This window comes from Nonomuraea sp. NPDC049637, assembly GCF_040675235.1.
GTDB lineage: Bacteria > Actinomycetota > Actinomycetes > Streptosporangiales > Streptosporangiaceae > Nonomuraea.
Window position 1 is genome coordinate 18614 of the sequence record NZ_JBFAOM010000008.1, and the last position, 13768, is coordinate 32381.

Consider the following 13768-nt stretch of genomic DNA (forward strand, 5'->3'; position numbering starts at 1 on the left):
TCATCTGTCGCAACCGAAGAGTCCCGACGGGCGGAGATTGTGACATGAAGCCATCAAGCGTGATCTATGCCACTCATGTCACAGTTCCCGGCCGGTTGCCCCTCTGTGGTGGCGTCCGAGGGTTCACGACTCACGAGGGAGAGCTTCGATGCGTACATTGATCCGCGACGTCAGGGTGTTCGACGGCGAGCACACCATCGCGACGGCCGACGTGGTGATCGAGAACGATCTGATCGCCGCCGTCGGCTCCGGCGCGGACCACCCGGCCGATGCCGAGGTGGACGGCACGGGCAGGACGCTGCTGCCCGGCCTGATCGACGCGCACACCCACGTGTTCGACGGCAGCCTGGCCCAGGCCCTGCGGTACGGGGTCACCACCGAGCTCGACATGTTCTGCCTCCCGCAGATGCTCGCCGGGCAGCGGCGGCTGGCCGCCGAGAACGACGACGTGGCCGACCTGCGCAGCGCCGGCACGCTGGCCACCGCGCCCGGCGGGCACCCGACCCAGCTGCTGGCGGCCCTGGCGGGCACCGTCCTGGACGGGCTCGACGGCACGGCGATCGACTTCGTCTCCGACCCGGCGCAGGCGCCGGCGTTCGTCCGGGCCAGGCTGGCCGAGGGGGCCGACTACCTCAAAATCGTCATCGACGACGGCGCCGTGCACGGGGCCGACCTGCCCGTCATGACGGCGGAGGTCGCCGCCGCCCTGGCAGCGGCGGCGCACGAGGCGGGCCTGCTGGTCATCGCCCACGCGATCACCGCCGCCGAGGTGGGGATCGCGCTGGACGCCGGCGTCGACGGCCTGGCTCACGTGTGGACCGACCTGGCGCCGGACGACCCGGCCTCGCCGCGCCTGGCCGGGCGCGTGCGCGACCAGGGCGTCTTCGTGGTGACGACGCTGGCCTACTTCGAGGCGATCACTGCTCAGCACGTCGAGACCGCCGACTGCGCCCGCCCCGGCAGCTCCGCCAACGCCGTCGGCGCGCTGCGGGCCCTGCGTCACGCGGGTGTGCCGCTGCTCGCCGGGACCGACGCCACCCCGTTCGTGCCCGCCCACGGCGCCGGTCTGCACCGCGAGCTGCGGTTGCTCACCGAGGCCGGGCTCGGCGGGGAGGAGGCGCTGGCCGCCGCGACCAGCGTGCCGGCCCGGCACTTCGGACTGGCCGACCGCGGCCGGATCGCCCCCGGCCTGCGCGCGGACCTGGTGCTGGTCGAGGGCGACGCCACCCGGGACGTCACCGCCGTGGGCGACATCGCCGAGGTCTGGCGTCGCGGGGTGCGTCAGGCCCGGTAGCCCCCTGCCCGTGGCGGGCGGCCGGCTCAGCCGAGCGTGAGGGGGTTGACCAGGTCGGCGTAGACCAGCAGACCGGCCATGATGATCAGCACGAACGCCATCGCGTACGTGAGCGGCAGCACCTTGGCGATGTCGACGTAGCGGGGCTCGGGGCGGCGCATGATCTTGGCGTAGCCGCGCTTGACGCCCTCCCACAGGCCGCCCGCGATGTGGCCGCCGTCGAGGGGCAGCAGCGGGATCAGGTTGAACAGGCCGATCGCCAGGTTGAACCCGGCCAGCAGGCTGACGAAGGTGAACAGCTTGCTCTTGTTGGACATGTCGGAGGCCAGGATCTCGCCGCCGAGCCGGCCCGCGCCCACCACGCCGACCGGGCCCTCGGGGTCGCGCTTGTCGCCGGAGAAGGCGGCGTTCCAGACGCCGACCATCTTCGCCGGCAGGTTGACCATCGAGCCCACCACGCGGCCGGTCAGGTCGGTCATGTAGCCCGGCACCTGGCCGATGCTCTGCTGCTCGAAGACCTGGGAGGGCACGACGCCGAGGAACCCGACGCCCTTGTCGATCTTGGTCTCGTCGGCCGGGTTCGCCATGTCGCGGGCGATGAGCGTGACGTCGAGCGTCATCGGCCTGCCGTCGCGGACGATGCCCAGCTTGACGGGGCCGGCGCCGTGGCCGCGGATCAGGCGGGTGGCGTCCTGCCAGGTCTGGATCTTCTGGCCGTCGAGGGAGACGATGTGGTCGCCGACCTTGACGCCCGCCTTGGCGGCCGGGGTGCGCTCGTCGGTGGGCGCGCACGTCTTGCGCACCTCGGTGGTGGGGATCACGCACGTGTTGGTGTCGGGCGACACGATCGGGGCGGTCTTGGGCAGGCCGATGCCGACCAGCAGGATGCTGAAGAAGATGAAGGCGAGCACGAAGTTCATCGCCGGGCCGCCCGACATGATGATGATCTTCTGCCACCACTTCTTGCGGTAGAAGACGCGGTCCTCGTCGCCGGGCCGCACCTCCTCCATGGCGGCTTCGCGGGCGGTCTCGATCAGGCCCTGCCATGGCCCGGTCGACGCGCTCCGCAGCCTGCCGGGGTCGTCGCCGGGGCGCGGCGGCAGCATGCCGATCATGCGGATGTAGCCGCCGAGCGGCAGCCACTTGATGCCGTACTCGGTCTCGCCCCTGCGGATGGACCAGGCCGTCGAGCCGAAGCCGACCATGTACTGGGTGACCCGGACGCCGAAGATCTTGGCCGGCACGAGATGGCCCACCTCGTGCAGGCCGACGGAGACCATCAACCCCACCAGGAAAAGAAGGATCCCGGCGACAAAGAGCCAGTTCATCTACGCGCGCTCCAGGCAGACAGACGGTCTCGACGTTCCCAGACTAGTCGAACTCTGCACAACCCTCGGGCTTGCCCGCACTTTGGCGAATCAACGGACCGCATTGACAGTAAGCGATCAGCCGATCACCCTGGGAGACGATGGAGGGGGACGTCTTGATCCGCATACTCATCGCCGAACACCTGCCCTTGGTGCGACGCGGTCTGCAGGCCACGCTCGAAGCCGAGCCCGACCTGCGGGTGGTCGCCGAGACGGGCTGCCCCGACGGTGTGCTGCCGGCCGCGCGGTCGAGCGCGCCCGACGTCGCGATCGTCGACCTCGACCTGCCGGGCCTGCCGGTCGCCACCCAGCTGACCGAGCAGGTCCCCCGCTGCTCGGTGCTGATCCTCTCCGCGCGGCCGAGCCCCGGCCAGGTGCGCAGGGCGTTCAACGGCAGCGTGCTGGGGTTCATGAGCCTGCGCGTGGCGCCCGAGCGGCTGGCCGAGGGGGTGCGCCAGGTCGCCGCGGGCGGACGGGCGGTGGAGGCGGAGCTCGCGGTGGCGGCCCTGCAGTCGGCCGCCAACCCGCTCACCCGGCGCGAGCTCGACGTGCTGCGCATCGCGGCGGGCGGGGCGAGATCGACCGAGATCGCCGATCAGTTGTTCCTGTCGGTCGGCACCGTCCGCAACCATCTGTCGCGGATCATGTGCAAGACGGGCGCCCGCAACCGGCTCGACGCCGTGCGCATCGCCAGCGACAGCGGCTGGTTGTAGCGGCTGGTCGTGCGGAACCGGACGAGATGACGGGCCCGGTGGAGCCGCGCCGCTCCGCCGGGACCCGAACAGTCGAATGATCTCAGCCCGCCGAACCCGTGGCCAGTGACCGCCATCACGACCTGACCCGTGTGAAACGTCACTACGGACGCCAGATCAACACCAGCGCGCAGTCGTCGTTGTGGCCCGAGGACATCGCGTTGACCAGCGCCCTGGCGCCGTCGCGGAAACCGGAGGGCAGCAGCCGTTCGGCCTCGCCGAGCAACCGGTCGAGCCCGGCGTCGATGTCGCGCCCCGGCTGCTCGATCAGGCCGTCGGTGTAGAGCAGCAGCGCGTCGCCCTTGCGCAGGGTGCCGCTGTCGGGCTCGCAGTGGAGGTCGGGCACCACGCCGAGCACCACGCCCTTGGCCGAGGCGACCTGCCAGTTGCCGGTGCCCGAGTCGAGCTTGACCACCGGCGGATGGCCGGCCGAGGTGATCGTGTAGTCGCCGGTGGCGAGGTCGAGGCGGACGTGCACGGCCGTCACGAAGCCCTCGTCGCCGCGCTGGCGGTGGAGGTAGGCGTTGCAGGCGGGCAGGAAGTCGTCGACCGAGCCGAGCAGCCCGCCGAACGTGCCCGACAGCAGCAGCGCGCGGGTGCCGGCGTCGACCCCCTTGCCGGAGACGTCGACCAGGGCGATCTCCACGGAGTCGCCGTCGCGCATGGAGACCAGGAAGTCGCCGCCGAACGACGAGCCCCCGGCCTGCTTGAGCACCACCTTGCCGCCCCAGTCCTTCGGCAGCGGGGGCAGCTCGCCCTGGCTCCTGAGCCGGTCGCGCAGCTCCAGCAGCATCGCGTCGCCGCGCAGCCCCTGCACGCCCAGCTTGCCCCTGGTACGGGCCATGAGCACGGCGAGCACGGTGGTGAACACGATCGTCACCGTGAGCCCCAGCCCCACCCGCGCCACCCCGAGCGTGGCCGCGACGTAGGTCAGCGCGACGCCCACCGCCACCAGCAGCTTGACCAGGCTGCGCAGCCGCAGCTGCAGCCCGCCGATCAGGGTCACCAGGATGAGCAGCGACGGCGAGAACCACTCGGTGGACACCTTCGCCGCCAGCAGCCCGATGACGAGCGAGAGCACGGTGAGCGTGATGAGCAGGTTGCGGTCACGGGCCAGCGGCCCCCTCCGGACGAACCGGACGGCGGACACCAGGAACGGCACCCGAACCAGGACCGCACGGACCCGTGGCGGAATCAGCGGCGCCGGACGGGAACTCATGATGCGTGTGACTGTATCGGTCTGACCCCTGTTTGGGCAGCCCACTTGACCAAGGCCTTGATCATTAAGCACGGATATTGGGTGGCCGTCCCCCTTTGCCCCCTCCTACCGTGGACGGATGACCTATCCGATCCGTCCCATTGACGAATCCGAGTGGCCGGGCTTCGCCGGCGTGCTCGCAGAGGGGTTCGGCTGGACGCCGCATCCCACCCAGGACGAGCGGTACAAGGCCGCCACGGAGTTCGACCGCACCCTGGTCGCCTTCGACGGCAGCACCATGGCGGGCGTCACGTCCGTCTTCAGCCTGACGATGACCGTCCCCGGCGGACGTCAGATCCCCGTGGGCGGCGTGACCGCGGTCAGCGTGCTTCCCTCGCACCGCCGCCGCGGCGTGCTGTCGGCGCTGATGCGCCGGCAGCTGTCCGACATCCGCGACCGCGGCGAGTCGGTGGCCGCCCTCTACGCCTCCGAGTCGCTGATCTACGGCAGGTTCGGTTACGGCAGGGCGGCCAGCGAACTGTCGTACAAGATCGACAAGCACCGCTCGGCCTTCGTGCGGGACGCCCCCACCGACCCGGCGCTCCGGCTCAGGGTGGTCTCCCCCACCGAGGCCAGGGCCGATTTCGAGAAGCTGTTCGCCGCCGTCGTGACCCGGCGTCCTGGCCGGTACGAGCGCACCCGGCACGTCTGGGACGCCTTCCTGGCCGACGAGGAGCACGACAGGGGCGGCTGGGGCTCGCTGCGCGCGGTGCTCGCCGAGGACGACCAGGAGGTGCGCGGTTACGCGCTGTTCCGCACCAAGTCGGCATGGGACGCCAACGGCGTGCCCAGCGGCGAACTGCGGGTGTTCGAGCTGGAGGCGACCGATCCGGCGGCCTACGCCCTGCTGTGGCGCGACATGCTGGACCGTGACCTGATCACCAGGCTGGAGGCGTACGCCCGGCCGGTGGACGACGCCCTGATCGCGCTGCTCGCCGACTCCCGCCAGTTGCGCGCGACCTGGTCCGACGAGCTTTGGGTGCGCCTGGTCGACGTCGACAGGGCCCTGACCGCCCGCGCCTACGCGGCCCCCGTGGACCTGGTGATCGAGATCGAGGACGACGTGTGCCCGTGGAACGCCGGCCGCCGGCGGCTCACCGCCGACGCCACCGGCGCGGAGTGCAAGCCGGTGGACGACGAGCCGCACCTGACGGTGCCGGTGTCCGCGCTCGGCTCGGCGTACATGGGCGACGGACTGCTCGGCGCGCAGCTCGACGCGGGCCTGCTGCGCGAGCACACGCCGGGCGCGGTGCGGGCGCTGGCCGCGGCCATGGCGTGGAGCCCCAAGCCGCTGGCCGGGCTGGTGTTCTGAGACACAGGACGTAGGCTCGGAGCATGGCCCTGCAAAGTCTGCAGATCACCGCGACCATCGCCATGCGGGCCCGCGACGTGTCCAGGCCGTCGAAGGAGCAGCAGGAGGCCGCCGACCGGCGGCCCCTGCGCGACGAGATGCCCCGGCGCGAGGCCAGGCGCAAGACCTAGGGCAGCGAGGGCAGCTGGCCGATCGTCTCGTAGGTGGTCAGCTGCGCGATGCGCCTGCTGTGGCGCTCGCTGCCGGAGAAGGAGGTGGTCAGGAAGACCTCGACGAACCTGGTCGCCTCCTCGGTCGTGTGCATGCGCGCGCCGATGCTGACGACGTTGGCGTTGTTGTGCTCGCGGGCCAGCGAGGCGGTCTCCTCGCTCCAGGCCAGGGCCGCGCGGATGCCGCGCACCTTGTTGGCCGCGATCTGCTCGCCGTTGCCCGAGCCGCCGATCACCACCCCCAGGCTGCCGGGGTCGCCGCCGACGCCCTCGGCGGCGCGCAGGACGAACGCCGGATAGTCGTCCTCGGCGTCGTAGACGAAGGGACCGCAGTCGGTCACCTCGTGGCCGTGGTCCTTGAGCCAGGACACGAGGTGGTTCTTGAGCTCATAGCCGGCATGGTCGGCACCGATGTAGACACGCACCCGCCCAGTCTTCCACAGCCCCGCCGATCCCACTCGCTGGCTAGAGTAAGGACCCCTACCGTTCCCCAGTCCTTACGAAAGTGGAGACGCATGCGTGAGATCCGCGTCATCGGCGATCCGGTGCTGCGCACGCCCGCCGAGCCCGTCACCGACTTCGACCGCGAGCTGCGCCGCCTGATCGAGGAGATGTTCCAGGCGATGTACGCGGTCAACGGCGTGGGCCTGGCCGGTCCGCAGATCGGCGTGTCGCGGCGGCTGTTCGTCTACGACATCGCCGGGCGCAAGGGCCATGTCGCCAACCCCGTCCTCACCGTCGACGACGCCGAGGAGGTCGCCGACGAGGAGGGCTGCCTGTCGGTGCCCGACCGCCGCACCCGCACGCCGATCTACGCCCCCGTCGCGCGGGCCGCCGGCGTCACCGTCGAGGGCGTCGACCGGCTGCAGCGGCCCGTGCGCATCAAGGCCCGCGGCTCGCTGGCACGCTGTTTCCAGCACGAGACCGAGCACCTCGACGGCAAGCTGTACGTCGACCGCCTGCCCAAGGACGAGGCCCGCAGGATCATGCTGCGCGCGTAGCCCGCGGCGGGCCGGGGGCCTACAGCTGCAGCGACTTGATCTCCAGGTACTCCTCCAGGCCGAACTCGCCCAGCTCGCGGCCCACGCCCGACTGCTTGTACCCGCCGAAGGGGGCCAGCGGGTTGAACTGGCCGCCGTTGACGACGACCTGGCCGGTGCGCAGCCTGCGGGCGACCGCGACCGCGCGCTCCTGGCTGCCCGACCAGACCGCGCCGGCCAGGCCGTACCTGGTGTCGTTGGCGATCTCCACGGCCTGGCCCTCGCTCGTGTACGGGATCAGCGCCAGCACGGGCCCGAAGATCTCCTCCTGCTCGATCGTCATGCCCGGCTCGACCGCGGCGAAGACCGTGGGCTCGACGTAGAAGCCGCGCTCGCGGGGGCGCTCGGTGCCGCCGGCGACAAGCCTGGCGCCCTCCTCCTGGCCCCGGTTGATGTAGCGGACCACCCGATCGCGCTGGGCCGCCGACACCAGGGGCCCGACCCTGGTGGCCTCGTCGAAGGGGTCGCCGACGGTGTACTTGCGGGTCGCCTCGACGGCCAGGCGGACGGCGTCGTCGTACTGGTCGCGGTGGACGATCATGCGGGTCCAGGCCGAGCAGGTCTGGCCGGCGTTGATGAAGCAGTTGGCCACGCCGACCTTGACGGCGGTGGCCAGGTCGGCGTCGGGCAGGATGATGTTGGCCGACTTGCCGCCGAGCTCCAGCGCCACCCGCTTGACGGTCTCGGCGGCGAGCGCGGCGACCCGGCGGCCGGCCACGGTCGAGCCGGTGAAGGAGACCATGTCCACCTCGGGATGGGCGGCCATCGCCTCACCGACGACCTGGCCGCGCCCGCTGACCAGGTTGAACACCCCGGGCGGCAGGCCCACCTCGTCGAAGATCTCGGCCAGCGCGTACGCCGCCAGCGGCGCCACCTCGCTGGGCTTGAGCACCACCGTGCAGCCGGCGGCCAGCGCGGGGCCGACCTTGCAGATGATCTGGTGCAGCGGGTAGTTCCAGGGCGTGATCGCCGCGACGACCCCGATCGGCTCCTTGACCAGCAGGGAGTTGCCGATGCGGGACTCGCGCGGGTAGCTCTCGGCCAGCTGCGCGTAGGAGGACAGGACGGCCGCGGGCATCAGCGTCTGCACCTTGAGCGCGAAGCCGAGGGGCGCGCCCATGTCGGTGGCGATCGTCGCCGCGACGCTCTCGGCGCGCTGTTTGAGCAGCTCGGCCGCGTCGCCGAGGAGCTTCCCGCGCTGGGCAGCCGAGGTGTCGGACCAGGCGGGGAACGCCGCCCGCGCCGCCGACACCGCCGCCTCGACGTCGTCGGGGGTGCCCGCCGGCACCCGGTCGATGATCTCCTCCGTGGCCGGGTTGGCGACCTCGATGGACTCGTCTGACGTAGAGGCGTTCCAGGAACCGCCGATATACAGCTGGCGCATGGGGCCATCCTCGCGTGCACGTCGTGGGGCTGGCGAGACCATGGATCGGGCGGAGGGGGATTCCTCATCCTCCGCGCGCCCGAGAACCTACCGCCAGGGTAGGAGTCTTACCCCGGCGGTGGAGGACATATCTAGTCGAAGGTGGGCTGTCTGGTTCGAGTGCGCTTGAGCTCGAAGAAGTCGTCGAACTCGGTGACGAGCAGCACGCCGTCCCAGAGCCTGCCCGCGTCCTCGCCCTTCGGGATGGACGTGATCACGGGGCCGAAGAAGGCGTTGGCGCCGACGCGGATGACCGGGGTGCCGACGTCCTGGCCGACCAGCGTGATGCCCTCCTGGTGGGAGGCGCGCACGGCGTCGTCCCACTCGGTGGAGTGGGCGGCGGCGGCGAGGTCGCGGCTGAGGCCGACGGCCTCCAGGGAATCCTCGATCAGCTCGCCGAGGCGGCTGAGGTCCTTCATCCCGCGCTCGTTGTGCAGGCGCGTGCCGAGCTCGGTGTAGAGCGGGCCGACGACCGCGTCGCCGTGCGCGGCCCGCGCGGCGGCCACCACGCGGACGGGTTCGATGGCCCTGGCGATGGCCTCACGGTAGGACTCGGGCACGTCCTTGCCTTCGTTGAGGACGTTGAGGCTCATGACGTGCCAGCGCGGTTCGATGGCGCGTACCTTCTCCACTTCGAGAAGCCATCGTGACGTCGCCCAGGCAAATGGGCAGAAAGGATCGAACCACAGGTCCACGGGAATCTTCTCAGTCACGTGGGGCCATAACCTGAGGGTGTCGAGGTCCTATTCCCGGCGTGGCAGGATACCGACAAACTACAACGAAGTGGTGAAAAGGAGCGCAACTTGGCAGGCAACCTGACCCGGGACGAGGCTCGCGAGCGTGCCCGGCTGTTGAAGGTCGAGTCGTACGAGGTCGCACTCGACCTGACGGAGGGGGACGAGCGCTTCGAGAGCGTCACGACGGTGCGCTTCACCAGCACCAGCCCGGGCGCCTCCACCTTCATCGACCTGCACGGCGCCAACGTGCGCAAGGTCACCCTCAACGGCACCGACCTCGACGTCTCCTCCTACGACGCCGACAAGGGCCGCTTCCCGCTCCCCTCGCTGGCGGAGTCCAACGAGCTGCTGGTCGACGCCGACTGCAGCTACATGCGCACGGGCGAGGGTCTCCACCGCTTCGTGGACCCGGTCGACCAGAAGGTCTACCTGCACAGCCAGTTCGAGACGGCCGACGCCCACCGCATGTACGCCTGCTTCGACCAGCCCGACCTCAAGGCCGTCTTCCAGCTCACCGTGCTGGCCCCCGCCGACTGGGAGGTCATCTCCAACGGCGCCGCGGCCAAGGTCGAGGACCTCGAAGGGCAGTCCGGCCGCCACGGCGGCGTCCAGGCGGCCAGGCGCTGGGAGTTCGAGCCGACGCCGGTGATCTCGACGTACATCACCGCGCTGGTGGCCGGGCCGTACTACAAGGTCACCGCCGAGCACGACGGCATCCCCCTCGGGCTCTACTGCCGCGCCTCGCTCGGCGAGCACCTCGACGCCGACAACCTCTTCGAGGTCACCAGGCAGGGCTTCGACTTCTTCCACCGGGTGTTCGGCGTCCGCTACCCCTTCACCAAGTACGACCAGCTCTTCGTGCCCGAGTTCAACGCCGGCGCGATGGAGAACGCCGGTTGCGTGACGTTCCTGGAGGACTACGTCTTCCGCTCCCGCGTGACCGACGCGGTCGTCGAGCGGCGCGCCGAGACGATCCTGCACGAGATGGCCCACATGTGGTTCGGCGACCTGGTCACCATGCGCTGGTGGGACGACCTGTGGCTGAACGAGTCCTTCGCCACGTACGTGTCCGTGCTGGCCCAGGCCGAGGCCACCCGCTGGGGCAACGGCGCGTGGACCACGTTCGCCAACGTGGAGAAGTCCTGGGCCTACCGCCAGGACCAGCTTCCCTCCACCCACCCGATCGCCGCCGACATCCCCGACATGCAGGCGGTCGAGGTCAACTTCGACGGCATCACGTACGCCAAGGGCGCCTCGGTGCTCAAGCAGCTCGTCGCCTACGTCGGCCTGGACAACTTCCTGGCCGGGGTGCGCGACTACTTCGCCGAGCATGCCTGGGGCAACACCGAGCTGAAGGACCTGCTCGCCGCCCTCGAGCGCACCTCGGGCCGCGACCTGTCGTCGTGGTCGAAGGAGTGGCTGGAGACCGCGTGGGTCAACACGCTGCGGCCCTCCTTCGAGGTGTCCGACGGCCGCTTCACCTCCTTCGAGGTGCTGCAGGAGGCCCCGGCCGACTACCCGACGCTGCGCTCGCACCGCATCGCCATCGGCCTGTACTCGCTGATCGACGGCGTGCTCACCCGCACCAAGCGGGTCGAGCTCGACGTGGTGGGCGCCCGTACCGGCGTGGCCGAGCTGGTCGGCGTCGAGCAGCCCGACCTGGTGCTGCTCAACGACGACGACCTGACCTACGCCAAGATCAGGCTGGACGAGCGTTCCCTGCGCACGCTCGTCGAGGGCGGCATCGCGGCCTTCACCGAGTCGCTGCCGCGCGCCCTGTGCTGGTCGGCGGCCTGGGACATGACCCGCGACGGCGAGATGTCCACCCGCGACTACGTCAAGCTGGTCATCTCGGGCGCGGGCACGGTCTCCGACATCACGGTCCTGCAGGCGGTGCTGCGCCAGGCGCGCCAGGCCGTCCAGCAGTACGCCGCCCCGGCCTGGCGGGCCGAGGGCGAGGCGCTGCTGGCCGCCGAGCTGCGCTCGCTGCTCGGCTCGGCCGCGCCCGGCTCCGACCACCAGCTCGCCTTCCTTCAGGCGTTCGCCCCGGTGGCGGTCGCCGATGCCGACCTCGACCTGCTGCAGGCCATCCTCGACGGCACCGGCGTGCCCGAGGGGCTGACCGTCGACGCCGACCTGCGCTGGACGCTGGTGGCCGCGCTGGTCTCCGGCGGCCGGCTGGGCGAGCCCGACATCGCCGCCGAGCTGGAGCGCGACCCTACGGCGACGGGTGAGCGGTCGGCCGCGCTGTGCCGGGCCGCGATCCCGACGGCCGAGGCCAAGGCGGCGGCCTGGGACCGGATCGTGGGCGGCGACCTGGCCAACCACATCGCCCGCAACACCATCGCCGGTTTCCAGGACGCGCACCACGCCGAGCTGCTGGAGCCGTACCGGGAGAAGTACTTCGCCGAGGTCGGGCGCGTCTACCGCGAGTGGACGTTCGAGAAGGCCTCGACGTTCGCCATGAACTGCTTCCCCGTGCTGCTCATCGAGCCCGCCACGGTCAAGGCCGCCCAGGACTTCCTGGCCGCCGAGCAGCCGCCGCAGGCCCTGCGCAGGCTGATCCTGGAGGGCGCCGACGGCGTCAGCCGCGCTCTGCGCAACCGCGAGACCGACGCCGCGTCGGCCTGATCCGTCCGGCTCCCCGCCGAGCCCGGCGGGGAGCCGGCTTCGCGCTGCGCCGAATACGGCCTGAGCACGGAGACCGGGTGTTAGCCTCAAGTACGTGCTAGGCGCCGGTACCACGCTCAACGACCGCTACGTGCTGGCCGACCGCCTCGGCGGCGGCGGCATGGGCGAGGTCTGGCGTGCCGACGACCTGGTGCTGGGCCGGGCCGTCGCGGTCAAGGTGATGATGCCCGCCCTGTCGGAGAACCCCACCTTCACCCAGCGCTTCCAGAACGAGGCCAGAGCCATGGCCACGCTCAGGCACCGCGGCGTGGTCGGCGTCTACGACTACGGCGTCCACGAGGCCGACGGGCGCCGGGTCAGCTACCTGGTGATGGAATACGTCCGGGGCGAGTCGCTCGACCGGGTCCTGCGGCGCGGCCCGCTCGGCGCCCAGGAGGCCATGCGCCTGGTCGCCGAGGTGGGCGACGCGCTGGCCGCGGCCCACGCCCAGGGCATCGTCCACCGCGACGTCAAGCCGGCCAACCTCATGGTCCGGTCCGACGGGCAGGTCGCGCTGACCGACTTCGGGGTCGCCCACTCCGCCTCGGCCGGTCACCTCACGGCCACGGGCACCATGCTCGGCTCGGCCGCCTACTGCGCGCCGGAGATGGCCGCGGGCAACGAGGTCACCCCGGCGGTCGACGTCTACGCGCTGGGCGTGGTGGCCTACGAGTGCCTGACCGGGCGGCTGCCGTACCAGGGGGACACCCCGGTGCAGATCATCTTCAAGCATCTCAACGCGCCCGTGCCCGAGCCGCCCGCCGACCTGCCGCAGGCCGTGCGCCAGGTGGTGACGCGGGCGCTGCAGAAGGCCCCGGCGCAGCGCTGGGCGTCGGCGTCCGACATGGCGCGGGCGGCCCGCGCGTCGGTCAGCGGCGCGGCCCTGCCCGTCCCGCCGCCCACCGCGTCTTCTTCGGCCACCCCGCCCACGACGGGCGCCCACACGGGCCTGTCCACGGGCTCCTACACGGGTCTTTCCACGGACCCCCACACGGGTCTCCCCATCGGCTCCTCCTACGCGGGTCTTCCCACGGGTTCCCAGCCGGGCCTCCAGCCGACGGGCGTCATGCCCGTGGCCGAGAGCGGATCGCCGCTCACCATGCCCTCGGCCCCCGCCGGCGGCAGCTCCCGCCGGCGTCGCACGCTGACGGCCCTGGCCACGATGGCGGCCGCCGTCGTGGTCTCGGCCGCGGTGGCGGGGTCGGTGTGGCTGCGTCCGGCCGAGCCCGCCAGCACGGGCCAGGTGCTGCCGCCCCCCGACGAGACCACGCAGGCCCACAGCCCGAGCAGCCCCGAGCACACCACCAGGGAGCCCGCGCCGCCGACCAAGGCCGTGCCGAGCGCCAAGCCGAGCGGCACCATCAGCGCGACCCCCGGCCCCACCGTGGCCCCCACCACCCCGAGCGCCACGCCCACCGTCTCGCCGAAGCCCACGCCGACCGTGACCACCTCCGAGCCGGAGCCGACCCAGGAGCCCACCCAGCCCCCTGAGGAGCCCACGGACGAGCCCACGGTCACCAGCCCGCCCGAAGACGTCCAATGCGTACGCGCCCCGTGCCCGTAACCACCCCGGAACGTCTGATGTGCGCGCGCCCCGTGCCCGCTCGCCTTCCAGGACGTACGCGGCATACACGCCCCGAGCCCCTGACCATTCCAGGACGCCCAGGGCGTACGCGCCCCGACCCCGTGACCGCTTCAGGGCGTCC

The 13768-nt window shown here is 71.5% G+C and carries 12 protein-coding genes; 7 read left to right on the plus strand and 5 right to left on the minus strand.

The features are described from left to right. The first annotated feature begins 148 nt into the window (after positions 1 to 148). Entirely contained in the window at positions 149 to 1294 is a 1146-nt protein-coding gene (locus AB0J71_RS13450; protein ID WP_352323617.1) for an amidohydrolase family protein, read from the plus strand. A 26-nt stretch (positions 1295 to 1320) separates the two neighbouring features. Here the strand turns inward: AB0J71_RS13450 and AB0J71_RS13455 are convergent, their stop codons facing one another. Then, positions 1321 to 2622 carry a M50 family metallopeptidase gene (locus AB0J71_RS13455; protein ID WP_364414247.1) on the minus strand — a complete coding sequence of 434 codons (1302 nt, stop codon included), beginning with the start codon at positions 2620 to 2622 and terminating at the stop codon, positions 1321 to 1323. Between the two features lie 155 nt (positions 2623 to 2777). Here AB0J71_RS13455 and AB0J71_RS13460 point away from each other — a divergent pair, with 155 nt between their 5' ends. Further along, positions 2778 to 3374 carry a response regulator transcription factor gene (locus tag AB0J71_RS13460; RefSeq protein WP_352323619.1) on the plus strand — a complete coding sequence of 199 codons (597 nt, stop codon included), beginning with the start codon at positions 2778 to 2780 and terminating at the stop codon, positions 3372 to 3374. Positions 3375 to 3516: 142 nt separating this feature from the next. Here the strand turns inward: AB0J71_RS13460 and AB0J71_RS13465 are convergent, their stop codons facing one another. Further along, positions 3517 to 4632: a PP2C family protein-serine/threonine phosphatase gene (locus AB0J71_RS13465; RefSeq protein WP_352323620.1), complete on the minus strand. Its 1116-nt coding sequence runs from the start codon at positions 4630 to 4632 to the stop codon at positions 3517 to 3519. A 118-nt stretch (positions 4633 to 4750) separates the two neighbouring features. On the opposite strand from AB0J71_RS13465, the gene AB0J71_RS13470 reads away from it, so the two are divergent. Beyond that, entirely contained in the window at positions 4751 to 5983 is a 1233-nt protein-coding gene (locus tag AB0J71_RS13470; RefSeq protein ID WP_352323621.1) for a GNAT family N-acetyltransferase, read from the plus strand. 23 nt (positions 5984 to 6006) lie between these two features. Next, a complete protein-coding gene (locus AB0J71_RS13475) occupies positions 6007 to 6153 on the plus strand; it encodes a hypothetical protein (RefSeq protein WP_352323622.1) in 147 nt (48 codons plus the stop codon). On the opposite strand, the gene AB0J71_RS13480 is transcribed toward AB0J71_RS13475, so the two are convergent. Then, positions 6150 to 6617 (minus strand): ribose-5-phosphate isomerase, encoded by a 468-nt coding sequence (locus AB0J71_RS13480; protein ID WP_352323623.1) that lies wholly within the window; start codon positions 6615 to 6617, stop codon positions 6150 to 6152. The two genes, AB0J71_RS13475 and AB0J71_RS13480, sit on opposite strands and share 4 nt — an antisense overlap. Positions 6618 to 6707: 90 nt before the next feature. Here AB0J71_RS13480 and def point away from each other — a divergent pair, with 90 nt between their 5' ends. Continuing rightward, entirely contained in the window at positions 6708 to 7193 is a 486-nt protein-coding gene (def, locus tag AB0J71_RS13485; protein ID WP_352323625.1) for a peptide deformylase, read from the plus strand. Positions 7194 to 7212: 19 nt separating this feature from the next. On the opposite strand, the gene AB0J71_RS13490 is transcribed toward def, so the two are convergent. Both AB0J71_RS13490 and AB0J71_RS13495 read right to left on the minus strand, forming a co-directional pair. Next, positions 7213 to 8616: an aldehyde dehydrogenase family protein gene (locus AB0J71_RS13490; RefSeq protein ID WP_352323626.1), complete on the minus strand. Its 1404-nt coding sequence runs from the start codon at positions 8614 to 8616 to the stop codon at positions 7213 to 7215. Positions 8617 to 8747: 131 nt separating this feature from the next. Further along, positions 8748 to 9368, minus strand: coding sequence for a disulfide bond formation protein DsbA (locus AB0J71_RS13495; protein WP_364414249.1), 621 nt, complete (start codon positions 9366 to 9368; stop codon positions 8748 to 8750). 90 nt (positions 9369 to 9458) lie between these two features. On the opposite strand from AB0J71_RS13495, the gene pepN reads away from it, so the two are divergent. Beyond that, on the plus strand, positions 9459 to 12023 hold the full coding sequence (gene pepN / locus AB0J71_RS13500) for an aminopeptidase N (RefSeq protein ID WP_364414251.1): 2565 nt from the start codon (positions 9459 to 9461) through the stop codon (positions 12021 to 12023). Between the two features lie 94 nt (positions 12024 to 12117). Continuing rightward, positions 12118 to 13626, plus strand: a complete 1509-nt coding sequence (locus AB0J71_RS13505) for a protein kinase (RefSeq protein WP_364414253.1) — start codon at positions 12118 to 12120, stop codon at positions 13624 to 13626. Positions 13627 to 13768: the final 142 nt, after the last annotated feature.

Bases quoted from the DNA above. Each gene is read 5' to 3' on its own strand.
- AB0J71_RS13450 (WP_352323617.1), top strand. From the start codon at position 149: ATGCGTACATTGATCCGCGACGTCAGGGTGTTCGACGGCGAGCACACC.
- def (WP_352323625.1), top strand. From the start codon at position 6,708: ATGCGTGAGATCCGCGTCATCGGCGATCCGGTGCTGCGCACGCCCGCC.
- AB0J71_RS13475 (WP_352323622.1), top strand. From the start codon at position 6,007: ATGGCCCTGCAAAGTCTGCAGATCACCGCGACCATCGCCATGCGGGCC.
- AB0J71_RS13465 (WP_352323620.1), bottom strand. From the start codon at position 4,632: ATGAGTTCCCGTCCGGCGCCGCTGATTCCGCCACGGGTCCGTGCGGTC.
- AB0J71_RS13490 (WP_352323626.1), bottom strand. From the start codon at position 8,616: ATGCGCCAGCTGTATATCGGCGGTTCCTGGAACGCCTCTACGTCAGAC.
- AB0J71_RS13455 (WP_364414247.1), bottom strand. From the start codon at position 2,622: ATGAACTGGCTCTTTGTCGCCGGGATCCTTCTTTTCCTGGTGGGGTTG.
- AB0J71_RS13470 (WP_352323621.1), top strand. From the start codon at position 4,751: ATGACCTATCCGATCCGTCCCATTGACGAATCCGAGTGGCCGGGCTTC.